Below are 23,956 nucleotides of genomic sequence, written 5' to 3'. Positions count from 1 at the left end.
GGCCTCGCGGTGTCGGGCGGCAAACCCGATCGCGGTACGCCGGTCATCCGGTGGGACGCCACCGGGAACCTCGACCAGTACTGGTTCCCGCGGTACTGACCGCGGCGGCGCAGGCGGCCGGCCGCTAGGCCTGCCGCTTGCGCCTGCGCTTCGGGGCCGCCGAGCGCTCGTCGCCCTGGACGAGCTCCGAGCGCAGCGACGTCAGCAGTTCCGAAGCCCGGGTCGCTCGGGTCTCGTCGCGGGAAGCCAGTTGCAGCAGCAGGGCGTCGGTCAGCACCTCGGCGCTGAGCATCTCGCCGGTGAAGTTGGTCGAGGACTGCGGTGCGGCGAGCGTGACGTCGACGCGGTCGGCGAACTGCGCCTGCAACGAACTGGAGATCAGCACGACACGGGCCCCCACACCGGAGGCGTGGTCGAGCACCACTTCGATCTCCGCCAGCAGGCGGCTCGGGGTGTAGAGCACGACGACGTCGTCGGCGCGCAGCCCCAGCAGGTCGTCGGCGAGCTGGAACCCGGTCGCCCAGCTGGCGCGGGCCCGCCGGCCCATCCGGGTCAGCCGCAGGGCGAGGTAGCGGGCCAGCAGCCCGGAGCCGCCGAGCCCGAAGCCGAGGACCTCGCGCGCGCCGTCGAGCAGGCCGACGGCCTCGGCGAACTCCGTCTCCTCGATCAGCCGCGCGGTCGCGGCCAGCCGTTCGGCCGCCTCGGTGAACACGCGGGCGACCACCGATTCGCCGTCGCGCTGCCGGCTGCCGTGGAACTGGTGCACGGGGTTGGTTTCGAGCACGACCTCGGCGGCGAGGGTGCGCCGCAGGTCCAGCAGGCCGCCGAAGCCGAGGGACTTCGCGGTGCGGACGACGGTCGCGTCACTGGTGTTCGTCGCGCCGCCGATCTGCTCGGCGGTGGCGAAGATCGCGTGCCGGCCGTGGTCGCGCAGGTATTCGGCGACGATCCGCTCGGCGCGGGACATCCCGGCCAGGTTGCGGTTGATCCGGGCGCTGAGCGAAAGGTCCTCGCCACCCTGCTCGGTCATCTGGTCTCCCCTCGGCACCGCCGCATCGTAGTCGTCCACGCCCGGTCACGGCCGCCCGGCGAGGACCCCGGCGAAGAAGTCCTGCACGACGGGCTGCAGCCGGAGCCCGCGGTGCGCGATCCCGGGCACGGCGTCGAAGCGCACGCCGATGCCGTGCCGCTCGAAGTTGTCCCGCAACGACTCCAGCCGGGCGACCCGCGTGTCCCCGCCGGCGTCGACGCCCGGCTCGGCGATCTCCCAGGTCTCGGTGTCGTCGGCGCCGACCACCATCTGCACGGGAACGGCGCGCAGCGCGCCGAGGTCCAGGTCCACGCCGAACCGCTCGCGCAGGTCGGCCGTGCCGAGCCACCACGGCACCTCCGGGTCGATCCGGGTGACGCGGCCCGGCGCCCCGATCGACAGCGCGGCCAGCCGGTGGGCGTGCAGGTAGGCGAAGCGGTGCGCGAACTGGCCGCCGCCGGAGAACCCGTGCAGCGCGAACCGCGTGGCGTCGACCCGGTACCGCTGCGCCACCTCGTCGACGATGTCGAGCAGCACCCGGTCGAACCGCACGCCGCGGAAGCTGAGCCGCTTGAAGCCGTGCAGGTCGCCCGCTTCGCCGATGCCGGCGGGGAACAGCGGGGCCAGCACAACGGTCTCGTTCTCCTCGGCGAAGGCGCGGTAGGCGTCGCGGTAGCGCTCCGCCATGCGCTGCGTGCCGTGGACCACGACGGTCAGCGGCAGCGGCGCCGACGCCGTCCGGTGCGCGCCGGGAACGTAGAGGCAGTAGGAGAACCGCTGGTCCCGCTGCGAAGCGAAGAACGCGGTCGGGCCCGAGTGGTAGTACTCGACCGGATCCAGGACGCGCGCGTCGGCACTCGGGCGCGGACTCGTCATGACTGCTCCTCAGGGTGTAGCGGCTACGACAGGTATTGACATCTCGGTAGCTCCGTCTATCTTATCCGTAGCCCATGCTACAACTTTTCGTGAAATGTAGCCAACGCTTCCAGATCGGAAGGAAGCCGATGAATCCGCTCGTGAGCATCCGCGGCCTGTGCAAGAGCTTCGGCGACATCGAAGTGCTGCACGACGTCGACCTCGACATCCACCACGGTGAAGTGGTCGTCGTCGTCGGGCCGTCCGGTTCGGGGAAGTCGACGCTGTGCCGGTGCGTCAACCGGCTGGAGCGGATCGACTCGGGCACCATCACCCTCGACGGGGAGCCCCTGCCCGCCGAGGGCCGCCGCCTCGCCCGGCTGCGGGCCGACGTCGGCATGGTGTTCCAGTCGTTCAACCTCTTCGGCCACCGCACGATCCTCGACAACGTCACCCTCGGCCCGATCAAGGTCCGCGGGGTGTCCCCGCGGGAAGCCGAAACCGAAGCCCGGCGCCTGCTCGACCGGGTCGGGGTCGGCGACCAGGCCGAAAAACGGCCCGCCGAGCTCTCCGGCGGCCAGCAGCAGCGCGTCGCGATCGCCCGCGCGCTGGCGATGAACCCCAAGCTCGTCCTGTTCGACGAACCGACCAGCGCGCTCGACCCCGAGATGGTGCACGAGGTCCTCGACGTGATGACCGCGCTCGCCGCCGACGGCACCACCATGGTTGTCGTCACCCACGAAATGGGCTTCGCCCGCCGTGCCGCCGATCGCGTCGTCTTCATGAGCGACGGCCGGATCGCCGAGCAGGGCACCCCCGAAGAGTTCTTCGACCGGACCGGCACGGCCCGGGCGCGGGACTTCCTGTCCAAGGTCCTCCAGCACTGATCCCCTTCTCCCCCAGCGAATCCAGGAGCAACCATGAGAATGCGCACCACGGCGGGCACCGCGGTGGCCGCCACCGCCCTGCTGGCGGCGCTGACCGCGTGCGGCAGCGCCCCCGGCCAGGCGCCCGGCGCCACCGCCAAACCCGCCGCCGCCGACATCGCGGGCCAGATCGACCAGACGGCCGTCGTCGCCGCGGGCCCGGTGGGGCAGAACCTGCCCAGCACGCCGATGCTCGACAAGATCCGCCAGAAGGGCGAGCTGTCGTTCGCGGGCAGCCGCAACACGATCGGCTTCTCCCAGCTCGACCCGGCCACCGGCAAGCTGTCCGGGTTCGACGCCGGCATCGCCCAGCTGCTGGCGAAGTACCTGCTCGGGAAACCCAGCGCGCGCCTGCAGAGCGGCGGCTCCGACACCCGGGAAGCGTTGCTGGGCAACCACACCATCGACACGGCCATCCAGACCTACACCATCACCCCGGACCGCGCGAAGCTCGTCGACTTCGCCGGCCCGTACTACATGGCGGCCAGCGGCATCGTCGTCAAGGCGGCGGACACCACCATCAAGCAGGCGGGCGACCTCGCCGGCAAGAAGGTGGCCACCGAGTCGGGTGCGGCCAAGGACGCGCTCCTGAAGGCGGTCCCGACCGCGCAGCCGGTCCTGTTCGACACCGCCGCGCAGTGCGTCGCCGCCGTCGAGCAGGGCCGCGCCGAGGCGATGACGCTCAACAACGCGTCCCTGTACGGCGTGGTCGCCACGAAGACCGACGTCAAGCTGCTCGACGCGACGTTCGGCTCGAACCCGTTCGGCATCGGCCTGCCCAAGGACGACCCGGCGTTCAAGGACGTCGTCAACGGGTTCCTCAAGGCGATCGAGGCCGACGGCACGTGGACGAAGCTCTGGCAGGCCACGGTCGGCAAGCTCGTCAAGACGCCCGCGCCGCAGCCGCCGCAGATCGGTTCCGTGCCCGGTTCCTGAGAGGCCACCACCATGTCCGTCCTGTTCGATCACATCGGTGAGCTGTTCACCGGTCTGCTGGTGACGCTGGAACTGGCGGTGCTCGCCTTCCCGCTCGCCGTCGTCGCCGGCACCCTGCTCGGCGTCTGCCGGGTCGGTCCCCTCGCCCCGCTGCGCGCGGTGGCCGGGTTCTACGTCCAGTGCCTGCGCAACTCGCCGTTGCTGCTCGTCCTGGTCATGGTGGTGTTCGGGCTGCCCTACGTCGGGGCGACCGTGCCGTTGTTCGGCTCGGTCGTCCTCGGCCTGGGGCTGTACTTCGGGGCGTACGTGTGCGAGACGGTCCGCTCCGGCATCGCGGCCGTCCCCAGCGGGCAGGTCGAAGCGGCCCGCGCGCTCGGGCTGACCTTCGCCGGCGTCCTGCGGCAGGTCGTCCTGCCGCAGGCGTTCCGGGCCATGGCCCAGCCGCTGGGCTCGATCTTCATCAACGTCAGCCTCGCCTCGGCCCTCGGCGCGGCGGTCGGCGTGCAGGAGCTCACCGGCTCCGCGCGGCAGTTCAACCTCGACCACGCCCAGCCCATCCCCAGCTTCATCGCGGCCGCGATCGGCTACCTGCTGATCACGCTCACCGCGGGGCAGCTCACCGGGGTCATCGAACGGAAGGTCCGGATCCGCCGATGAAGACCACCGTGTTGTTCGACGAGCTCGGCCCGAAGGGCCGGGCCCGGCTCAGGATCGCGACGATCGTCGCGGCCGTCGCCGTGCTCGGCGCCCTCGCCGGGATCTTCGCCCAGCTGGAGCACGTCGGCCAGCTCTCCTCCCGGCTGTGGTCGCCGCTGGCGTCCTGGCCCAACATCCGGTACCTGCTCGACGGCCTCGGCATGACGCTGCGGATCGGCCTGTCGTGCGCGGCGATGTCGCTGGTGTTCGGCACGGTGTTCGGCCTCGGCCGGCTGTCGCCGCGGCGCTGGCTGTCGCTGCCGTGCGCGGCGGCGATCGAGCTGTTCCGGGCGATCCCGCTGATCCTGCTGGTCTACTTCTTCCTCATCGGGCTGCCCGCGTTCGGCTGGAACCTGCCGCCGTTCTGGGTGCTGGCCGTCCCGATCGTGCTGCACGCGGGCTCGGTGTTCGCGGAGATCGTCCGCGCCGGGGTCAACTCGCTCGACCGCGGCCAGTTCGACGCGGCGGCGGCGATCGGGCTGCACCGCGGCCAGGCACTGCGCCTGGTGGTGCTGCCCCAGGTGTTCCGGGCCCTGCGGCCGGCGCTGGTCACCCAGGTGATCCGGACGCTCAAGGAGTCGAGCCTCGGGTACGTCGTGAGCTACCCGGAGCTGCTGCGCAACGGCCAGGTCCTCGGCGAGTACAACGCCGACTTCCTGCAGGCGTACGCGCTGACGGCGGCGTTCTACATCGTCATCAACTTCGGCCTGTCCCGGATCGCCGACCTGCTGGACCGGCCGCCGCGGCGGCGTCGCCGGGCCCGCGTGGCCCGAGCCGGCTCGCCGGCACCGGCCGCCGCGGCGGAGAGCGTCTCGTGAGCGGGAACAGCTTCGGCAGCCTCGCCCGGCTCGATCTCGCGGGCGAGGAATACCGGGTGCACCGGCTGGACGCCGTGCCCGGCTCGGAAGAACTGCCGCTGAGCCACAAGATCCTGCTGGAGAACCTGCTGCGCCACGAGGACGGCGTCACGGTCACGGCCGAGCGGATCGCCTCGCTCGTGCGCGGGGAGCGGGGCGTCGTCGCCTTCTCGCCGTCGCGGGTCTTCCTGCACGACACCAACGGCGTCCCGGTGCTGACCGACCTGGCCGCGCTGCGCGACGCCGTGGCCGAAGCGGGCGGCGACCCGGCGGCGGTGCGCCCGCGCATCCCCGCCCACCTGACCGTCGACCACTCGATCGCGACCGAGGTGTCCGGGCGTCCGGACGCCCGGCGCCGCAACGTCGAAATCGAGTACGCGCGCAACGCGGAACGGTTCCGCTTCCTCAAGTGGGGCGAGCGGCTCGGCCTGCGCGTGGTGCCGCCGGGCACCGGGATCATGCACCAGATCAACCTGGAGCACCTCGCGAACGTGGTCGAGCGCCGCGACGGCTGGGCGTTCCCGGACACCTGCGCCGGCACCGACTCCCACACCACGATGGTCAACGCGCTGGGCGTGCTGGCCTGGGGCGTCGGCGGGGTGGAGGCCGAGGTCGCGCTGCTCGGGCAGCCGCTGAGCCTGCTCGTCCCGCCCGTGGTGGGCGTCGAGCTGACCGGCGAGCCCGCCGCCGGCGTCACCGCGACCGACCTCGTGCTCACCCTCGCGGAAACCCTGCGGGCGCACGGCGTCGTCGGGAAGTTCGTGGAGTTCACCGGGCCCGCCGTGGCCCGGATCCCGCTCGCCCACCGCGCCACGATCGCCAACATGTGCCCCGAATTCGGGGCCACCGCGGCGATGTTCCCGATCGACGACGCGACGCTCGGCTACCTGCGGCTCACCGGCCGCCGTCCCGGGCACGTCACCGCGGTCGAGACGTACGCGAAGGAACAGGGGCTCTGGCACGACCCCGGCGCCGGCCTCCGCTACGACGAACGGGTGCGGGTCGACCTCGCCGCCGTCACCCCGTCGCTGGCCGGGCCGCGGCGGCCGCAGGACCGGGTCGCGCTCGCCGACGTCCCGGCGAACGCGCGCGCGGCGATCGGGTCCGCTTCGGACACCGGGGTTCCGGACGGCGCGGTGGCCATCGCGGCGATCACCTCGTGCACCAACACGTCCAACCCGCACGTGATGGTCGCCGCCGGCCTGCTCGCCCGCAACGCCCGCGCCCGGGGGCTGGTGCCGAAACCGTGGGTGAAGACGAGCCTCGCGCCGGGTTCGAAGACCGTCACGGAGTACCTGCGCCGCGCCGGGCTGTCCGACCCGCTCGACGAGCTCGGCTTCCAGCTCGTCGGCTACGGCTGCATGACGTGCATCGGCAACTCCGGGCCGCTGCTGCCCGACGTCGCCGCCGCCGTCGCCGGCCGGGGCGCCGTCGTGGCGTCGGTGCTGTCGGGGAACCGGAACTTCGACGGGCGCATCCACAACGACGTCTCGCTCAACTACCTCGCCTCGCCGCCGCTGGTGGTCGCCTACGCGCTCGCCGGGTCGATCACGCACGACCTGACCACCGAGCCGCTCGGCACGGGCGCGGACGGCGAGCCGGTGTTCCTCGCCGACCTCTGGCCGGACGACGCGGAGGTCGACGCCGTCGTCACCGCCCACCTCACGCCGGAGCTGTTCCGCGACGCCTACGCCGGCGTCTTCGACGGCGACGAGCACTGGGCCGCGGTGCCGGAGCCGGCGACCGGTGCCCGCTTCGACTGGCCGGCCGGTTCGACCTACCTGCGCCGCCCGCCGTTCCCCGGCAACGCCGCGGCCGCGCCGGAAGACCTGCGCGGCGCCCGGGCCCTGCTGCTGCTCGGCGACTCGGTCACCACGGACCACATCAGCCCGGCCGGCCGGATCCCGCCGTCGAGCTGCGCGGGCCGGTACCTGACCGGGCTCGGCGAACCGGACCTGAACACCTACGCCTCCCGCCGCGGCAACTTCGAGGTGATGGTGCGCGGCGGTTTCGCCAACCCACGCCTGCGGAACCGGCTCGCGCCCGGGGGCCTCACCCGCGACGCCGACGGCGCCGCCGTGCCGGTGTACGACGCCGCGCGGTCCTTCGACGGCACTCCCCTGCTGGTGATCGCGGGCCGGGAGTACGGCACGGGTTCGTCGCGCGACTGGGCGGCGAAGGCCACCGCGCTGCTCAAGGTGCGGGCCGTGCTGGCCGGGTCGTTCGAGCGGATCCACCGGTCGAACCTCGTGCAGCTGGGCGTGCTGCCGCTGCAGTTCGCCGCCGGCCAGAGCGCGGAGTCGCTCGGCCTGGACGGTACCGAGGAGTTCGACCTGCTCGGCATCCCCGAGGCCGTCGGCGACCCGGCGCGGCCGGTGACGGTCCGGGTCCGGCCGCGCGCGGCACCCGCGTTCGAGTTCGAGGTCCGCGCCCGGCTGGACACCCCGCGGGAGGCGGACTACTTCGCCCACGGCGGCGTCCTCCCCTACCTCCGGCGGCGATTCCTCGGGAGCATCCCCGCATGAGCACCTTCACGGAACCGGCGCCGTCCTTCTCGCCCGGCCGGCTGCGCGCGGCGCTTCGCGAGCACTGGGACCTGCCGGACCCGGCGCTGAAGCCGCTCGACAGCGAGCGGGACCTCAACGTCCTCGTCGACGACCGGTTCGTGCTGAAGATCGCCAACCCCGCCGAGGACGCCGCCGTGGTCGGCATGGAGGTCCGCGCGCTGGAGCACGTGCGCGCCGCGGATCCCGGGCTGCCCGTCCCCGCCGGCGTCGGCGCCGTCGTGCCGGTGGCGGACGACGGGGGCCGCCCCTGCCTGGCCCGGCTGATCACCCTGCTGCCCGGTACCCCGTTGGAAGGCCGGCCGGTCGACGACGCGACGGCCGCGCGCGTCGGCGCGGTCGCGGCCCGGGTTTCCGTGGCGCTGCAGGGGTTCTTCGACCCGGCGGCGGGCCGGGACCTGCTCTGGGACGTCCGCCGGATGCCGGCCGCGGTCGCCGCCGCCGGCCTCGCGACCGGCCGCCTGGGCGCACTGGCCGCGCGCGTCGCCCCGGCGCTCGCCGCGACCGCGACGCTGCCCGCCGGGGTGCAGCACGCCGACGTCACGCTCACCAACGTGCTGGCCGAGGCGGGCGCCGTCACCGGCGTGATCGACTTCGGCGACATGCACCACACGGCCGCCGTCGCCGACCTCGCCGTCACGCTGACCTCCGTGCTGCGCCGGGCCGAGCGGGTCTGGCCCGCGACCGAAGCCGTGCTGCGCGGCTACCAGCGGCACCGGGAGCTGAGCGCCGCGGAGGTCGCCGTGCTCGGCGAGCTGGTGATCGCCCGGCTGCTCACCACCCTGGCGGTGTCGGCGACGCGGCGCGAGGCGCACCGCGGCAACGCGCGGTACATCACGCAGTACGACGCCACCAGCGAGCGAGTGCTGGGCCTGCTGGGCGCCTGCCCGCCGGACGAGCTGGCCGACCGGCTGGCGCGCCTGGCCGGCACCCGCGACCTCGCGTCCGCCGTGCCGCCCGGCGAGCTGCCGGCACGGCGGGCCGCGGCGATGGGCGGCGGGCTGTCCCCGCTGTTCTACCGCCGCCCGCTGGAGCTGGTCCGCGGCGAGGGCCCGTGGCTCCACGCCCGCGACGGCACCCGCTACCTGGACGCGTACAACAACGTGGCCGTCGTCGGGCACGCGCACCCGGCCGTCACCCGGGCCGTCGGGCGGCAGCTGGCGGAGCTCAACACGCACTCGCGCTACCTGCACGGCGGCGTCGTCGCGCTCGCCGAACGGATCCTGGCGACGATGCCGCCGGAGCTCGACACGTGCCTGTTCACCACGTCGGGCACCGAGGCGAACGAGCTCGCGTGGCGGCTGGCGGCCGGGTACACCGGCGGCACCGCGGCGATCGTCGCCGAGCACGCCTACCACGGGTCGTCGCAGTGGATGGCGGACCTGAGCTCGAACGAGTGGCCACCGGGGTACCGGCCGCCGTCCGTGGCGACCTACGCCGCACCCCGCGGCGCCGGGATGACGCACGCCGTCGCGGCGCGGCGGATCGCCGCCGCGGCCGAGGGCCGGCGCCCGGCCCTGGTGCTCGCCGACTCGCAGTTCACCTCCGAGGGCATCCTCGACGCGCCGGCCGGGTTCATGGCCGGCCTGGCCGACGGCGCCCACGCGGCCGGCGCGCTGTACCTGGCGGACGAGGTCCAGTCGGGCTACGGGCGCAGCGGGCCGCGGCTGTGGCGGTTCGCCCTGGCCGGGATCACCCCCGATCTGGTGACCCTGGGCAAGCCGATGGGCGCGGGCTACCCGATCGGCGCGGTCGTCACCCGCCGCGAGATCGCCGACGTCCTGGCGAGCCGCTACGAGTACTTCTCGACGTTCGCCGCCACCCCGGCGGCCGCGGCGGCGGGCCACGCGGTGCTGGACGTCCTGGAGCCGACGGAGCTCCCGGCCCGGGCCGTCCGCACCGGCGAGCACCTCCGCCGGGGCCTGCGGGACCTCGCCGCGGGCACCCCGGTCCTCGGCGAGGTCCGCGGCACCGGCCTGCTCGCGGGCGTCGACGTGCTGCCCTCCGGCGGCGCGACGTCGCGTGAGGTGGCCCGGACGCTGCTCGACGACCTGGTCGCCCGCGGCGTGCTGGCCGGCCTCACCGGCCCCGGCGGCGACGTGCTGAAGGTGCGCCCGCCCCTGGTCTGGGACACCGCCCACGCCGACGAGTTCGTCGCGCGGCTGGCGGAGGCCCTTCCGCGCGACTGAGCCCGCCGGACCGGGGTGGTTCAGGCCCGGACGAACTCCAGCAGGTCGGCGTTGATCGTGCCCGCCTGGGTGGTGGGCATGCCGTGCGGGAAGCCCGCGTACGTCTTGAGCGTGCTGTTCGCCAGGAGCTCGGCCGACAGCGGCGCCGAGTCGGCGTACGGGACGATCTGGTCGTCGTCGCCGTGCATGACCAGCGTCGGCACCGTGATCTTCTTCAGGTCTTCGGTGAAGTCCGTCTGCGAGAACGCGACGACCCCGTCGAAGTGGGCCTTCGCGCCGCCCATCATGCCCTGGCGCCACCAGTTCCGGACGATCGCTTCGGACTTCTCGGTCCCGGGCCGGTTGAAGCCGTAGAACGGGCCGGACGCCAGCGCGAGGTAGAACTCCGAACGGTTGGCCGCGAGCTGGGCCTGCAGGTCCTCGAAGACACTGAGGGGCAGGCCGCCGGGGTTCGCGTCGGTCTGCACCATCAGGGGCGGGACGGCGCTGATGAGCACGGCCTTGGCGACCCGGGATTCGCCGTGGCGGGCCAGGTAGTGGACCACTTCGCCGCCGCCGGTGGAGTGCCCCACGTGGACCGCGTCGCGCAGGTCGAGGTGCGCGGTGAGGGCGGCGAGGTCGTCCGCGTAGTGGTCCATGTCGTGGCCGTCGCCGACCTGGGCCGAGCGGCCGTGGCCGCGGCGGTCGTGGGCGATGACGCGGTAGCCGTGCCGGACGAAGAACAGCATCTGGGTGTCCCAGTCGTCCGACGACAGGGGCCACCCGTGGCTGAAGACGATCGGCTGTCCCGTGCCCCAGTCCTTGTAGAAGATTTCGACCCCGTCGGTGGTGGTGATGGTGGGCATTTCAGTTCTCCGTTCCGTCCGCCGGGCCGCCGTGCGTGCGGACCGGCGGTGTCGACAAGACCTCGTTGAACGCTTCCGTCGACGACGGGTGCGTGAAAAGGGTGTCACGCAGCTCGCCCGCGGTCACGCCGTGGCGCATCGCGAGGGCGACCACGTTGACCAGCTCCTGCGAGTCGACGCTGAGCAGCGCCGCGCCCAGGATCTCGTCCGTTCCGGCGTCGACCACGAACTTCATCAGCCCGCGGGTCTCGCCGACGATCTTCGCCCGGGGCATCCCGGCGATGTCCGCCACGGCCTTCCCGAAGATTTTCACCGGCCGTCCCCGCGCGGCCGCTTCGTGCTCGGTGAGGCCGACGCGCGAGAGCGCCGGGCTCATGAACACCGTGTACGGCACGGCACGGCGGTCCCGGGTGGACCGCCGGCCGCGGCCGGTCAGCTGGTCGGTGACGATCCGGCTGTCGTCGAGGGAGATGTAGGTGAACTGCGGGCCACCGTTGACGTCGCCGACCGCGTAGATGTGCGGCTGGCTCGTGCGCAGGAACTCGTCCACCTCGACCGCGCCGGACGGCGTGGTGCGCACCCCGGCGCGGTCGAGGCCGAGGCCGTCGGTCGCCGGGGCGCGTCCCGTCGCCACGAGCACCTCGTCGGCCGCCAGGGTGTGCGTCCGGCCGTCGGCTTCATAGGTGATTTCGACGCCGTTTTCGATATCGCGCACCGCGGCGACGCGGGCGCCGGGGACGAGCTCGACGCCGGCGCCGCGCAGGATGTCCGCGGCCGCCCCGGCGACGTCGTCGTCCTCGCGCGGCATGATCCGCGGGCCGGCGTCGAGCACGGTCACGGCGCTGCCGAACTGGGCGTGGATCGACGCGAACTCCACGCCCACGTAGCCCCCGCCGATGATCGCCAGGCGCTTCGGCAGGTGGTCGAGGTCGATCAGCTCGGTGCTGGTGAGCACGTGCGAGCTCGTGCGCAGACCGGGGATCGGCGGGATCACCGGCACGGCCCCGGTGTTGACGACGATCGTGTCGGCGTGCAGCTCGAGCACCTCGTCCCCGGCGGTGACCCGGACGGTCTTGGGGTCGAGGAACTCCGCGCGGCCGGTGATCACCACGACCGAGTCGATCGTGTCGAGCATGGCGAAGTTCTTGCCGCGCAGGGTGCCGGTGAGCGCGCGGGTTTCCTCGACGGCCCGGCGGTGGCGCTCGGCGGGACTGCCGGCGCCGGGGTGCTCGGCGCGGTGGACGAGCGCCTTCGTCGGGACGCAGCCGATGTTGATGCAGGTGCCGCCGTACATCCCGGCGGACCGCTCGACCACGGCCACCCGCCGGCCGAGCCGTCCCATCGTCGCGGCGAGCGTCTTGCCGCCCTTGCCGAAGCCGATGACGAGCAGATCGAAGTGCGTGTCCTCCATGCGGCCCATCCTTTCGGCGGGCCGCCCGGACCGGCCACGCGTCACCGGCTCGTTTTCCGTCGGGATCGGCTCAGCGCCGCGCGAGCGCCTCCCGGCGGTACCGCGCCGGTGTGGTGCCCAGCGCCGCCCGGAACGCCTGGCCGAACGCCGACTCCGACCGGTAGCCGACCTCCTGCGCGATCCGCGTCACCGGGTGCTCCGAGCGCGTCAGCAGGTCCGCGGCCACCATCATCCGGATCGCCGTCACCATCGCGACCACCGTCGTCCCGGTCCGGGCGGTGAACCGGCGCAGGAACGTGGCCCGTGACATCGCCGCTTCGGCGGCCAGCCGGTCGATCGTCCACGCCTCGCCGGGCCGCTGCACCACGCCGGCCAGCACCCCGCCCAGCACGTCGTCGCCCATCGCGGTCCACAGGCCGGGGGTGTCCGGCCGCTGTCCGGGACGGCTGCGCAGCGCCATCGCGAGCAACGCGTCGAGCAGGGCGGCGACGATGGCCGACGTCCCGGGACCGTCGTGACGCGCTTCGCCGCGCAGGACCTCGGCCAGGGTGAGCGCGGGCGCGTCGAGCGAGACGGGCACCAGTGCCGGCATCAGGCGGAACAGCAGCGCGCCGGCGCCCTGGTCGAAGCGGTAGTGGCCGCAGAACAGGTCCACCCGCGGTTCGGCGCCCGGGGTCCGGCGCGTCGGGAACGCCACTCCGCCCTCCTCGGCGCAGGGACGCGGTGGCCCGTCGGTCGCCGTCACCCGGTGCGCGTCGCCGTGCGGGAGCAGCACCAGGTCACCGGGTCCCAGGTGGACGGTCCCGGCCCCGGACGTCACGGTGCACCGGCCCTCGAGCACCAGGTGGAACGGCACGATCCCCGGCCCGGCCGCCGGGTTGTCGAGGGTGAAGCTGCCGGCCAGCAGGCAGCGGACGTCCACCTCGCCGTCGAGGCGCGCCAGCCGGACGAGGCGGCTCACGCTGTCCATGGGCCCCGAGCCGGTTCGAGCAGCCGGCGGACCTCGGGGACCACCTCGGCGGCGAACGCGGCGATCTGGCCCGCCGTCTCCCGCTCCGGCCAGAACACGAACGAGGTGAACGGCTGCTCGGTGCCCAGCCGCGCCAGCACCTCCGCCCACTGCCCGGCCGTCCCCCGCACGGGCGCGGCGCCGTGGTCGAGCCGCGGGCGGCCCTCCGTCTCGGTGATGGTGCCGACGACCTGGGCGATCCGGCGGACCGACGCCGGGTCCCGGCCCGCCGCGACCGCCGCCGCGTCGATCGACCGGTGGGCTTCGGCCCACTTCTCGTACGGCAGGTAGGCGGCGATCGGGGCGGCCCACCCGTCGGCGATCTCGCCGGTGAGGGCCAGCGCGTTCGGCCCCTGGGCGCCGGTCCAGATCTCGATCGGGTGCGCGGGCGCCGGTCCCGGGGGCACGCCGGCGACCGAGTAGAACTCCCCCGCCAGCTCGACCGGCGCCGGGCCGTCCGCCCACAGGGCGCGCAGCACCGCGATCGCTTCCCGCAAGGCGGCGTTCGCCTCGCGCGGGGTGCGCCGGGGCACGCCCATCCGCGTGATGGCGTCCCAGTACCCGCCGGCACCGAGCGCCAGCTCGAAGCGGCCGCCGGACACGACGTCGAGCGCGGCGGCGGCCTTCGCCAGCATCGCGGGTGGCCGCAGGGGCAGGTTGGCCACGTCGGGGAAGACGCTGATCTTCCGCGTGGCCGCCAGCACGTCGCCGAGCACCACGAAGGTGTCCAGCGAGGAGGGCACGTACGGGTGGTCCTGGATCCCGATCAGGTCCAGCCCGCCCTCTTCGGCGGCCACCGCGCGGGCGCGTACTCCCGCGAGGTCGGTGGCGGGGGTCAGGGACACGCCGAAGCGGAGCGCGTCCCGGGGTACCGTGGCAGACTTAGTCATGAAATATGACTATCATGAATCTGGACCAAGTAGGACCGAAGACGAGGAGTGGACGATGTCGGTCATCGAGCTGACCACCTTCACCGTGACCCCGGAGAACACCCGGGCGATGCTCGACGCGCGCCCGGGCATGGTGGCGGCGTTCCGGGCCGACCGGCGGGGCTTCCGCTCCGCCCGCCTGGTCCGCCTCGACGAGCGGACGTGGCTGGACTTCGTCGAGTGGACCGACGACGCCGCGTGGGACGAGTCGAAGGCCAAGGGGGCGAACCTCCCGGCCATCGCGGCCTTCTTCGGCACGATCGACGCGCTGGCCGGCGTGCAGCGCGGCGTGCGCTACGACGACGTCGAAGACGGCTCCCGCCGCGTCCGCACCATCGCCTACGGCCCCGAGCCCTCGCAGGTCGGCGAGCTGTACCTCCCCGAGGGCGACGGCCCCTTCCCCGTCGTGGCCGTCGTCCACGGTGGTTACTGGACCGCCATGTGGGACCGCCGCCAGATCACCGGCGTCGCCGACGACCTCGTCGCCCGCGGGTACGCGGTCTGGAACGTGGAGTACCGGCGGATCGGCGAGCCGGGCGGCGGCTGGCCCGGCACCTTCCTCGACGTCGCCGCCGCGGTCGACGCCCTCGACGGCATGGACCCGGCCCTCGACACCCGCCGGGTCGTGCTCCTCGGGCACTCCGCGGGCGGCCACCTGGCCACCTGGGCCGCCCACCGCGGCGTGCTCCCGCCCGAGGCCCCCGGCGCCCGGCCCGCGATCACGCCGATCGGCGTGGTCACGCTCGCCGGCGCGCTGGACCTGAAGACGGCCGACGCCACCGGCTTCGGCGCCGTCCTCGCCGATCCGGACGCCGAGCCGCCGAAGGACGCCCCCGAACCGGCGCGGCCCGAGGTGTGGCCCTCGGTCGCGGAGGCCGTCGGCGGCGGGATCCTGCCCCTCCTGGTGGGCGGCCACGCCGCCGACTTCCCGGAGCACTACGCCTGGACGTCGCCGCTGGAGCTGGCCGGCGCCGGCGTCCCGGTCCTGGCCGTGCACGGCACCGCCGACGAGGCCGTGCCCGCGGAGTGGAGCCGCCGCTACACCGAAAAGGTCACCGCCGGCGGCGGCTCCGCCCGGTACGTCGAAGTCGAAGGCGGCACCCACTTCGACGTCGTCCACCCGGACCACCCCGTCTGGCCGGAAGTCACCGGCTGGATCCACGAAACCGTGACGGCGCACCGGGAGCAGGCGTGAACCACGAGGAGATCTTCGAGCAGGCGTGGACCGCGCCGGGCACCACCTCGGTGGAGCTGCCGCCGATCGCGGTGAACGACGTGCTGCGGGAGCGCTACGACGTCCGGCCCCCCTTCGCCTACACGGGCGCGGCGCTGTGGGACATGGAGGTGCGCAAGGCCGCGGCCCCGGACCGGTACATCCCGACCGTGGTGAAGGCCGGCAGCGCGGAGAAGTTCCCCAGCGTGCGACACGGCCGGTTCGAGGACTTCACGCGCGTGTCGGACCAGCGCCTGTGGGCCGCCCCGGACCGCTACGCGACGATCATCGAGCACGTCCGCCTCGACCACGAGAACCGGCGCGCGTTCTTCATCGGCGCCGAACGGTTCGAGGCGCCGGACGGCCGCGTCTTCACCGCCGGTGCGGGACAGCCGCTCTTCCACGTCGAGCACTCCGTGGCGGGCCCGGAGGACGACCCGCTCAACCTCTGGCGCATCGTGCACCTGACCGGCGAACCGGAGCAGTCGCTGGTGGACGCGTTCGACGAGCTGGCGAACGACCGCTACCTGCGGGTGTTCGTCGAAGTCCACCTGCGAGAGGACCTCGGACGCGAGCTCGTCCGCCGCTGACGGGCGTCGGTAAGGTGTCGGCGGCAGGCGGACGAAGGCGAGGAGCGGCGGATGGTCACCCGGGCCGAGCGGAACGCGACGGACCCCGACCTGGGCGTCCTCGCGGGCCGGCTGCTGTTCGCGGTGCAGCGGGAGCTGTTCTCGACGCTCGCCGAGCAGGGGTTCGGCGACCTGAAGCACCGCCACGGCGCGGTGCTCGCCTACCTCGACCCGGAGGGGGTCCGCGCGACCGACCTGTCCCGGCTTTCCGGCCAGCACAAGCAGAACATCGTGACCCTGGTCGACGAACTCGAGTCGCTCGGCTACGTCGAGCGTCGCCCGGACCCGAGCGACCGCCGCGCGAAGCTGATCTGCCCCACCGAACGCGGGCTGGCCCAGATGCGCGCGGCGGACGCGATCATGGCCGCCATCCAGCGGCGGCACGCCCGCCGCCTCGGCCGGGAGGACTACGAGCGGTTCAAGCGCACGCTCACCGACATCACCGTGCACCAGCGCGACCGGATCGCGGCCGACGACGACTGATCGGCCGCTCCGGCGCAGGCGGGCGCACCGGATCACCAGGGGCTCATCCGTCCACACCGGACTGGTCCGGTGTGGACGGAGGTGGACCGGGTCCTGGCCCGGCCACCGGGTCCCCGGCTCGCGGACCGGTTGAGGCGTGCGCCGCCTCAGGGGTGCCCGAAGGGTCGGCGTACCTGGACAGTCGGCTCGCGTGCCCGGAAGGTCGGCTCGCGTACCCGGGCGGTCAGCTCGCGAGCGAAGGCGCCGAGTCCGCGGCCTCCGGCTCAGCCGAGCTCTCCTCCCCCGGCGCGCCGCCGAATCGGTCACGGACCTCCTCGACCACGTCGGCGATCTGGCTCAGCTGGGCCAGCACCGCCTGGTGGGTCGCCCGGATGGCGGCGGCCTCCTCCTCCGCGCGGGAGATGATGAGGTCCGCCTCCCGCTGCGCGGCGCGCTCGGTCTCCGCGCGAGCGCTCTCCGCCTCGGCGGCCGACTTCTCGGCGGCCGCCCGCAGGGCCTCGCCCTCCTGGCGGGCCTGCTCCTTGATCTCCGCGGCCTCGGACTTCGCGACCTGGAGGATCTTCTCGATCCGCTTGCCCAGACCGGCGGCACCGTCCGGTTCCCCGGAACGCGGCGCGGGCACCTGGGCCTTGGCCAGCCGGCGCTCCGCGACCCGCCGCGCTTTCTCGTGCCGGTCCACCCGCTTCTCCGCGACCCGCACGTACTCGTCCACCTGCCGGCGGTCGTACCCCCGCAGGACGATCGGGAACCGGACGTCGGACTCCGGCAGTGCCTCGGGTTCGGAAACCGTGTTCTCCATGCACCGAGTGTCGGCAAGATCGAGAAGACCGGCAATCCGAATTCACCCATCGGCGCACCGAAAGCGCCTTTCGGTGGCTCACGGACACATTCCCCTGAAAGTGATGTTTATGGCCGGGGATCGCCGCTGGTCTCGCGCACGACCAGGCGGTGTGGCGCGACGATCGACCGGGGCGGCTCCGGTTCCGCCGCCTGACGTGCCAAACGGTCGAGAGCCAATTCGGCGATGCGGTCCTTGTCCGGTGACACGGTGGTGAGGGCGGGCACGCTGTACCGGCCGTCTTCGATGTCGTCGAACCCGACCAGGGCCAGGGATTCCGGCACCGCGACGCCGCGGTCGGCGGCGGCGCGCAGTGCGCCGAGGGCCAGTTCGTCGGTGAAGCAGAAGACCGCGTCCGGGGGCTGGGGCAGGTCCAGCAGCCGCAGCATCGCTTCGTGGCCGTCGGCCCGGTGCAGGCGCCGGACCGGGACCTCGAGTTCCGGGACCACCGACAGACCGGCGTCGGCCTGCGCCTGGCGGTAGCCGGTGAGCCGCTGCCGCGCCGTCGCGTTCAGCGACCGCGGCTGGAGACCGAGGGCGGCGATGCGGCGGCGCCCCGAAGCCAGCAGGTGCGCGGCGGCTTCGCGGGCGGCGGCGACGTTGTCGATCGCGACGTGGTCGACACCGGCGGTGCCGTCGTGCTCGCCGAGCAGCACCAGCGGGACGGTGTCGGTGCGGGCGGTCAGTTCCGCGGGCGCGACGGCCCAGGGGCTGAACAGGACACCGTCGACCAGCTGGCTGCGTTTGCCGTGCAGCAGCAGCTTTTCGCGCTCGGCGTCGCCGTCGGTCTGGTCGATCAGCACCGTCAGCCCGCGCGCGCCGGCGATGCGCACCGTCCGCGCGGCCAGATCGGCGAAGTACGGTGAGTCGATTTCCGGGATCACCAGCGCGACCAGCCCGGTCCGGCCGCTGCGCAGCGTGCGGGCGGCGATGTTGGGCAGGTAGCCGAGCGCGTCGATGCTGGCCTGCACCCGTTCCCGGGTCGCCGGGGCCACGTAGCGGAACCCGTTGACCACGTTGGACACCGTCCGCACCGACACCCCGGCGTGCTCGGCCACGTCGCGCAACTTCGGGTTCACACCGCCCACCATAACCCTTGCAACGTGGCATGCAGCGTTGCAAACTGGGTGAAACGCCGTCGTGCCTCCGGAGGTCAAGGGTGACCGAGTTCGACTTCGATCGACGTGACGTCCTGCGCGCCCTCGCCGTGCTGGGGGTGACGGGCGTGACGGCGAGCCTGTTCGGCGGCTCCGCCGAAGCGTCCGGGACGAGCCCGCTGGACCTGAAGTTCACCGTCGAGGAGCAGTTCCGGCCGTTCGACCTGATCGCCCCGAACTTCGTCCAGGTCGACACCCGGGCCCGGCCCGGCGCCCTGGTCAAGACCGGGGTCCGGCCGAAGGCGCCCTACGGGACGGTCACGGTCGAGGTGACCGACGAGCGCGCCGCGGTCGTCGCCGGGCTGGCCGGCGACGGCACGTCGGTGCTCGGCACCTACGACGCCGCCGCGGGGCAGGCGGGTATCGAGATCACCGGCCCGGACGGCACCACCACCGTGGTCAAAACCGCTCCGGCGGCGCTGCGGGCGCCGTTCGGCTTCGCCGTCGTGGTCAACGAAAACGCGGTCACCGTCCTGGCCGACACGGGAACCGGCTGGCGGCCGCTGCTGACCGAACGCGACCGGGTCCGCGCGCGGATCGACCTGCGTGACCCCGCGGTCCTGGGCCGGCTGGGCTACGCCTACGGCACCCGCGGGCCGGGGCGGCTGGGCCGGGTCCGCGCCGGCTACTTCGGCCAGGCCGGCGTGCGCGATCCCCACGTCGTGCAGTACGCCGACGGCCGGCCCTACATCCGCCACGGCAAGCTCTACCTGACCATGACCAACGCCGGGCTGGGCTTCTTCCAGCAGGCGCACTGGGCGGTGTGGACGCTCGACCTGGCCGACCCCACGAAGCTCGAGCAGGTGGCGACACTGTTCTTCGCGCGCGACGGCGTCGTGCTCGGCGACCACGCCGGCCAGATCGTCCGCGACGACGAGCACGACCGGTTCATCCTGCTCATGAGCTCCTGGGGCGACTTCGCCTTCAACGGCGTGCACGTGCGCCACACCGTCACCCGCGCCGACGTGCTCTCGGGCGTGCACGTGCTGCCCACCGAACAGCTCCCGTTGCCCACGACCGTCAGCTCGTGGGACCCGGCCCTGACGAAGATCGGCGGCCGCTGGCACATCGCGTTCGTGGAGAGCCCGGCGCAGCAGCCGTCCTTCGTGTTCCACCCCGCGCTGGCGGCCGCCCCGCGCGGCGCCGACTACGACCGCGGCCTGACGCTGCTGGGCGCCGACCTGTCGGTCGGCCAGACCGAAGGCACCATCCTGCAGCAGGTGGGCGGCCGCTGGTACCTGTTCGCCAGCGACGGCGACGCCCGCGAATACCCCGTCTACGACCTGCGGATGCGCAAGCTGGGCACGCTGAACGCCCCGTACGGCACCAACATCCCCCACCCGATGCTGGTCCGGATCGGCCACCGCTGGTGGCTGACCACCTTCGACGGCACCCAGTACGCCGAAGACGTCCTCGGCTACGGCGGACACGGTGACTTCATCCTGATGCAGGCCTGAGGGCCGCACGCTCGCGACCGGACCTCGCCCCGGCGACCTACGAGAACGAGCGATCCGTGACGGCCGAAGGGGACCCGACCGGTCCAGCCGCGGCGTTCGGTGACCGCGGGGCGGTATCAGTGTTCGGAGCAGCCCTGCTTCGCCAGGGCGGCCGCGGAGAGGGCGTGTAGATCGTCGAAGGCGCGCGCGTCCAGGCTCTGTGCGGGGTCGTCGATCCAGGCTTGGACCGCGTGCTGGAAGGCAGCCCAGCCGGTCCGGGCAGCCGGGCCGGCCAGCCCGTCCGCGACACCGCGCTGCCGCAATGCCTCCGCCGCGGCATCGGTGAGATCCGCGTGCTTGGCCAGCTCGCGTTCGCGCAGCGCCGGGGTCGCGGCGATGACTTTCCACCGGGGTTCGGAGAACGGGCGGTTGTTCTCCAGGTTCCGCGCGGATTTCCGGAAAGCGCACAGCGTCCGGCCGGTTCAGCGCAACACCCGCTTCTGCCGAGTTCAGGTGTTTGTGGTCGAGCGCTCAACTCAGGTATCCGCGACGGCTCGATCCTGGCGGCAGCGCGGCAGGACCATCCCAGCTCGCGATGCCGGCTGGCGTCGGCGATGCTGGGAGCGTGGAGTACCTGTCCAGAGTGCCGCGGCCACCGCTGGACGGGCTGGTGGCCGACCTCTACTACCCGGAGGGTGCGTCGCCGTACGCCCGGCTGACGCTGCCGCCGATGCCGGCGGCGTTGCTCAACCTGAACCTCGGGGCGCCGTTCCGCATTCGCGCTGGCGCCGGCCTCGAGGCAGCCGAGTACGCCGGCGGCTGCGTGATCACCACGCCCACCTGCGCGGTGGCGTTCGGCTATCCCCTCCGGACCCGGTCCCTCGGCGCGCACTTCAAGCCGTGGGGACCGGCGCCGCAGCCGGTCGATCGTTTACAGTCCCGTCCGGCGACTGGCCCCCCTCAGGCCAGCAACTGCGCCACCTGGGCTGCCACGCTGGCCCAATAGTCGGCCGTCCGGCGCGCATGCGTGGCATCGGCTCCCGAGTCTTCCAGTCGATACACGGCCGCCGAAGCCTCGATCGTCTTGTTCTCCAGCATCCGCTCCGTGAAACTGCGCGCATATGACCAGATGTAGACCTGCTGCGTGCGGTTCAGCCCGGCGCCCGCCTGCGGCACAGGAATCGCCCCGGCCCTGGAAAGGATGTCAGGGGTCAGAACGTCCGCATCCGAATCAGCCTGGGCTCGCTCGACAGCGCCCATCCACACCTTGAACCTCTCGGTGAAGTCCGATTCCACTGCCTGCATGGCGTCGACACTGACCGCCGGCGGCTGGTCCACCTTGCGTTTACTGAAGAAGGACATCACTCTCACCTCTCGATTAAATCGTTCCGAACGTGTCCATCGAGATCAGTAGGCGCAGAACCAGCTGTACGGGTCGTAGTAGTTCCTGAAGCCGCCGTAGGCGTTCGCCCTGTTGTACTGCGTACGACATTGTCTCCACACATCGATGTCACCATCCGCGACCGGGACCACGCCGGTGACACATTTCCAACCGTAGACGTTCCAAGTTCTGATCTTCGCCGGCCGCCCCTGTCCGGGGTACTGGTTGTTGCACGCTGCCTGCATGTCCACGCCCCCGAGGATGGCGGCTGCCGATGCCGGCGTGGCGGCGACGGCAGGAACGCACCCATCAGGGCGGCACCGATCACCAACAGACTTCGCGCTCGCCGTCTGCCGCCCGTAACAGGAAGAGCGGCTGTGTCGATAGTGGTGTTCATAGCGATCCTTTCGCGGATCTGGACGGTGATGGAATGTCAGATAATCATCTGCGTCGCCCACCTCGGTTTCCACCGGGAAAACACGGTGCTTGCCGGATGTCGATCTGGCGACCTTCCGCATGGTGGACAGCATGACGTCGCCGTCGGTTTCACACTTCGCCGCCACCAGGGCGGACGTGGAAATGACCATCGTCTGGGGGTTCGCCGGTATCCGGGCCTTCGATCTGGCGCAGGCGGTGGTCGCCATGAGCAGCGGCTCGCTGCAAACATCGACCGCACCCGGAGTGGATCTCGCCGTCCTCTTCCTCGTGCTCATCGAATCTCTTGCGCTCTGTTCGTGGCTGGTGCGGCGGCGATCCATACGGCCGTTGCAGTGGCCGGTCTCGGCGGATTTCGGTGCCGCCCTGCTTGTGCTCTGCTCATCACTGATCTACGTCGCTCCCGAAGACCGCACAAACGTCTGGGTGATGTGGTCCTACCCGGTGACGCTCTCCACCACGGTCCTGATCGGTGCAGCATTGGCTCGCTGGCAATACGCACTCGTCACGTCGGCGCTGATCGCGGCAACCTACGGCGGGGTCGTCGCATTGCCGTTGACGGGCACCCCTGCGGGACAGGCCACCTCGATCGCCAACGCACTGGCTTATCCAGGGTTCGCGATGGTGTCGTACCTGTTCATGAGCTACCTGCGGCGGCTTGCCGATACGGCTGACGGCGCCAAGGCGAGAGTGGCCGAGCTGGAACGCGACCGGAGCAGGGCCATCGTCCACGACCTCCTGCCGTATTTGCGGCTGGACAGGTTCGCGGACGCAGACCTCGACGCACGGCTGGCGATGGTCGCGCAGGCCGGCCGTACGTATGAACATATGCGTTCGTTCGTCGACGGCACTCAGCACCCGTTGCGCGTGCGAGACCGGATCCAAGCCGTGCTGGACCTCCGGCCGCGTCCCAACGTGCGGGCCGTCATCGACCTCGAGCCGTCGATCGAGCTGCCGGAGGACGTGCTGGACCACTTGCACCGTGCTCTGGACACCGCGCTGGCCAACGCAGAGCAGCACGCGCCGGGCGCGGCCATCGTCGTCACCGCCCACGGTGACGACACCAAAGTCATGGTGACTGTTCGCGACAATGGCCCAGGCTTCGACATGTCGACAACTCCACCCGGGTTCGGCATCGCCGAGGTCCTCGTCCGGCACCTCGCCGTCGTCGGCGGCGTGAGCCGGATAGAGTCGGCGCCCGGCCATGGCACAGAAGTCCACATCACCGTGCCGAGGAAGCAATGAACGATGCGACCGGTGGACCGCCTTCCGCTCTGCCTCTGGCAGCGCCGGACGAACCAGTGCACTACGTTCTCATCGACGATGAGCCTCGCTACCGGCAGGGTCTCGGGCAAGTCGGCGAATTTCCGCTGACCCAAGTGGGCAGTTGGGGGACCATTGACGACTTCGTTCATCTCCAACAGAACGGTTGCCACGTCGTCGTGTTGGATCTGTGTCTGAACCGGCAAACCGGCGATACGGCAGTCCTACAAGGCGTGCGAGCCATCAGCAAACTCGTGCACGAGCACGGCCAGCGCGTCCTCATCTACACCGCCGAAGCGCGGCCGGAACCCATCGCACGCTGCGTGGCCGCCGGCGCGGCCGGGTACGTCAGCAAGTACCTCGGCGACGACCGCACACTGGCGCAAGCGGTGATCGAGATCGGCCGCAATGGCACCATCGTGACCTCCGCCCTGCACGACGCCCTACGCCAGTTGATCAGGCAATGCCGCGACGTCCGGCTGTCCTTGCCACTCGAGGAGACACTGGCGCTGCTCGACCGCGGTCTGTCCGACCAGGAGGTCGCCGACCGCCTTCACAAGTCGAAGCGCACGATCGAGGAGCACAAGCGCAAGATCCTCGAGCTGTTCGGCGAACAAATGGAGAACCGCCAACGCGGCTTCGGCGACCTGCGCCACGAGTACGGCGTCGGACCCGGTGATCTCGTCAACGACCAACCCGGAAACCGGCCCGCGAGGGGACTGCTCAGACGAGCGTTGTCCTGGCTGGCCAAGAGCGAGCGACGTGCCTGAAGTTCCAGCCACCTCACATCAGGGTCCGGAGAACCGGGGCAACGCCACAGTGTCCGACCACCGTCGGAAGCTCATCCAGGTGTCGATGCGCTGCAGCGCCGCGC

23 protein-coding genes are annotated in these 23,956 nt (G+C 72.3%); 13 read left to right on the top strand and 10 right to left on the bottom strand.

The features are described from left to right. Positions 1-124 precede the first annotated feature (124 nt). Positions 125-1,030 carry a MurR/RpiR family transcriptional regulator gene (locus ACH54P_RS48395; protein WP_489910062.1) on the bottom strand — a complete coding sequence of 302 codons (906 nt, stop codon included), beginning with the start codon at positions 1,028-1,030 and terminating at the stop codon, positions 125-127. A 45-nt stretch (positions 1,031-1,075) separates the two neighbouring features. Further along, the gene (locus tag ACH54P_RS48390; RefSeq protein ID WP_489910061.1) at positions 1,076-1,906 is read right to left on the bottom strand and encodes an alpha/beta hydrolase; all 831 of its coding nucleotides are present in this window, start codon (positions 1,904-1,906) and stop codon (positions 1,076-1,078) included. Positions 1,907-2,034: 128 nt separating this feature from the next. Between ACH54P_RS48390 and ACH54P_RS48385 the strand changes: the two genes are divergently transcribed. Genes ACH54P_RS48385 through ACH54P_RS48360 form a run of 6 tightly spaced genes read left to right on the top strand, consistent with a single transcriptional unit; the run spans position 2,035 to position 10,053 of the window. After that, positions 2,035-2,772, top strand: a complete 738-nt coding sequence (locus ACH54P_RS48385) for an amino acid ABC transporter ATP-binding protein (RefSeq protein WP_489910060.1) — start codon at positions 2,035-2,037, stop codon at positions 2,770-2,772. 33 nt (positions 2,773-2,805) lie between these two features. Continuing rightward, entirely contained in the window at positions 2,806-3,747 is a 942-nt protein-coding gene (locus ACH54P_RS48380; protein WP_489910059.1) for a transporter substrate-binding domain-containing protein, read from the top strand. 12 nt (positions 3,748-3,759) lie between these two features. Next, positions 3,760-4,404, top strand: a complete 645-nt coding sequence (locus ACH54P_RS48375; protein ID WP_489910058.1) for an amino acid ABC transporter permease — start codon at positions 3,760-3,762, stop codon at positions 4,402-4,404. Further along, the gene (locus tag ACH54P_RS48370; RefSeq protein WP_489910057.1) at positions 4,401-5,261 is read left to right on the top strand and encodes an amino acid ABC transporter permease; all 861 of its coding nucleotides are present in this window, start codon (positions 4,401-4,403) and stop codon (positions 5,259-5,261) included. The genes ACH54P_RS48375 and ACH54P_RS48370 overlap by 4 nt, the downstream gene beginning before the upstream one ends. After that, positions 5,258-7,825, top strand: coding sequence for an aconitate hydratase AcnA (gene acnA, locus ACH54P_RS48365; protein ID WP_489910056.1), 2,568 nt, complete (start codon positions 5,258-5,260; stop codon positions 7,823-7,825). Before ACH54P_RS48370 ends, acnA begins: the two co-directional genes overlap by 4 nt. Further along, positions 7,822-10,053 (top strand): aminotransferase class III-fold pyridoxal phosphate-dependent enzyme, encoded by a 2,232-nt coding sequence (locus ACH54P_RS48360; RefSeq protein WP_489910055.1) that lies wholly within the window; start codon positions 7,822-7,824, stop codon positions 10,051-10,053. The genes acnA and ACH54P_RS48360 overlap by 4 nt, the downstream gene beginning before the upstream one ends. A 20-nt stretch (positions 10,054-10,073) precedes the next feature. Here ACH54P_RS48360 and ACH54P_RS48355 read toward each other — a convergent pair whose 3' ends face one another. From ACH54P_RS48355 to ACH54P_RS48340, 4 genes are all read right to left on the bottom strand, one after another. Beyond that, positions 10,074-10,898, bottom strand: a complete 825-nt coding sequence (locus tag ACH54P_RS48355; RefSeq protein WP_489910054.1) for an alpha/beta fold hydrolase — start codon at positions 10,896-10,898, stop codon at positions 10,074-10,076. Between the two features lies 1 nt (position 10,899). Further along, positions 10,900-12,309 carry an FAD-dependent oxidoreductase gene (locus tag ACH54P_RS48350; RefSeq protein WP_489910053.1) on the bottom strand — a complete coding sequence of 470 codons (1,410 nt, stop codon included), beginning with the start codon at positions 12,307-12,309 and terminating at the stop codon, positions 10,900-10,902. 70 nt (positions 12,310-12,379) lie between these two features. Next, a complete protein-coding gene (locus tag ACH54P_RS48345) occupies positions 12,380-13,270 on the bottom strand; it encodes a cupin domain-containing protein (RefSeq protein WP_489910052.1) in 891 nt (296 codons plus the stop codon). Next, positions 13,267-14,208 carry an LLM class flavin-dependent oxidoreductase gene (locus tag ACH54P_RS48340; protein WP_489910051.1) on the bottom strand — a complete coding sequence of 314 codons (942 nt, stop codon included), beginning with the start codon at positions 14,206-14,208 and terminating at the stop codon, positions 13,267-13,269. Before ACH54P_RS48340 ends, ACH54P_RS48345 begins: the two co-directional genes overlap by 4 nt. A gap of 55 nt (positions 14,209-14,263) precedes the next feature. On the opposite strand from ACH54P_RS48340, the gene ACH54P_RS48335 reads away from it, so the two are divergent. Genes ACH54P_RS48335 through ACH54P_RS48325 form a run of 3 tightly spaced genes read left to right on the top strand, consistent with a single transcriptional unit; the run spans position 14,264 to position 16,572 of the window. After that, positions 14,264-15,442 carry an alpha/beta hydrolase family protein gene (locus ACH54P_RS48335; protein ID WP_489910050.1) on the top strand — a complete coding sequence of 393 codons (1,179 nt, stop codon included), beginning with the start codon at positions 14,264-14,266 and terminating at the stop codon, positions 15,440-15,442. Further along, the gene (locus ACH54P_RS48330; RefSeq protein WP_489910049.1) at positions 15,439-16,050 is read left to right on the top strand and encodes a hypothetical protein; all 612 of its coding nucleotides are present in this window, start codon (positions 15,439-15,441) and stop codon (positions 16,048-16,050) included. Before ACH54P_RS48335 ends, ACH54P_RS48330 begins: the two co-directional genes overlap by 4 nt. 51 nt (positions 16,051-16,101) lie before the next feature. Beyond that, entirely contained in the window at positions 16,102-16,572 is a 471-nt protein-coding gene (locus ACH54P_RS48325) for a MarR family winged helix-turn-helix transcriptional regulator (RefSeq protein WP_489910048.1), read from the top strand. Between the two features lie 223 nt (positions 16,573-16,795). Here ACH54P_RS48325 and ACH54P_RS48320 read toward each other — a convergent pair whose 3' ends face one another. Next, positions 16,796-17,371: a hypothetical protein gene (locus ACH54P_RS48320; protein ID WP_489910047.1), complete on the bottom strand. Its 576-nt coding sequence runs from the start codon at positions 17,369-17,371 to the stop codon at positions 16,796-16,798. Positions 17,372-17,478: 107 nt separating this feature from the next. Continuing rightward, the gene (locus ACH54P_RS48315) at positions 17,479-18,489 is read right to left on the bottom strand and encodes a LacI family DNA-binding transcriptional regulator (protein WP_489910046.1); all 1,011 of its coding nucleotides are present in this window, start codon (positions 18,487-18,489) and stop codon (positions 17,479-17,481) included. A gap of 80 nt (positions 18,490-18,569) precedes the next feature. On the opposite strand from ACH54P_RS48315, the gene ACH54P_RS48310 reads away from it, so the two are divergent. Beyond that, entirely contained in the window at positions 18,570-20,024 is a 1,455-nt protein-coding gene (locus ACH54P_RS48310; protein ID WP_489910045.1) for a hypothetical protein, read from the top strand. Positions 20,025-20,628: 604 nt separating this feature from the next. Next, on the top strand, positions 20,629-21,009 hold the full coding sequence (locus tag ACH54P_RS48305) for a hypothetical protein (protein WP_489910044.1): 381 nt from the start codon (positions 20,629-20,631) through the stop codon (positions 21,007-21,009). On the opposite strand, the gene ACH54P_RS48300 is transcribed toward ACH54P_RS48305, so the two are convergent. Together ACH54P_RS48300 and ACH54P_RS48295 are read right to left on the bottom strand one after the other, a co-directional pair. Then, the gene (locus ACH54P_RS48300; RefSeq protein WP_489910043.1) at positions 20,964-21,365 is read right to left on the bottom strand and encodes a hypothetical protein; all 402 of its coding nucleotides are present in this window, start codon (positions 21,363-21,365) and stop codon (positions 20,964-20,966) included. The two genes, ACH54P_RS48305 and ACH54P_RS48300, sit on opposite strands and share 46 nt — an antisense overlap. 45 nt (positions 21,366-21,410) lie before the next feature. Further along, entirely contained in the window at positions 21,411-21,971 is a 561-nt protein-coding gene (locus ACH54P_RS48295; protein WP_489910042.1) for a hypothetical protein, read from the bottom strand. Here ACH54P_RS48295 and ACH54P_RS48290 point away from each other — a divergent pair. After that, positions 21,964-23,064, top strand: a complete 1,101-nt coding sequence (locus ACH54P_RS48290) for a sensor histidine kinase (protein WP_489910041.1) — start codon at positions 21,964-21,966, stop codon at positions 23,062-23,064. The two genes, ACH54P_RS48295 and ACH54P_RS48290, sit on opposite strands and share 8 nt — an antisense overlap. After that, a complete protein-coding gene (locus ACH54P_RS48285) occupies positions 23,061-23,852 on the top strand; it encodes a response regulator (RefSeq protein WP_489910040.1) in 792 nt (263 codons plus the stop codon). Before ACH54P_RS48290 ends, ACH54P_RS48285 begins: the two co-directional genes overlap by 4 nt. The last annotated feature ends 104 nt before the right edge of the window (positions 23,853-23,956 follow it).

Source organism: Amycolatopsis sp. N2S4-7 (assembly GCF_058119595.1).
Note: the sequence above shows the minus strand (reverse complement) of the source record. Positions and strands in the feature narration are given on the sequence as shown.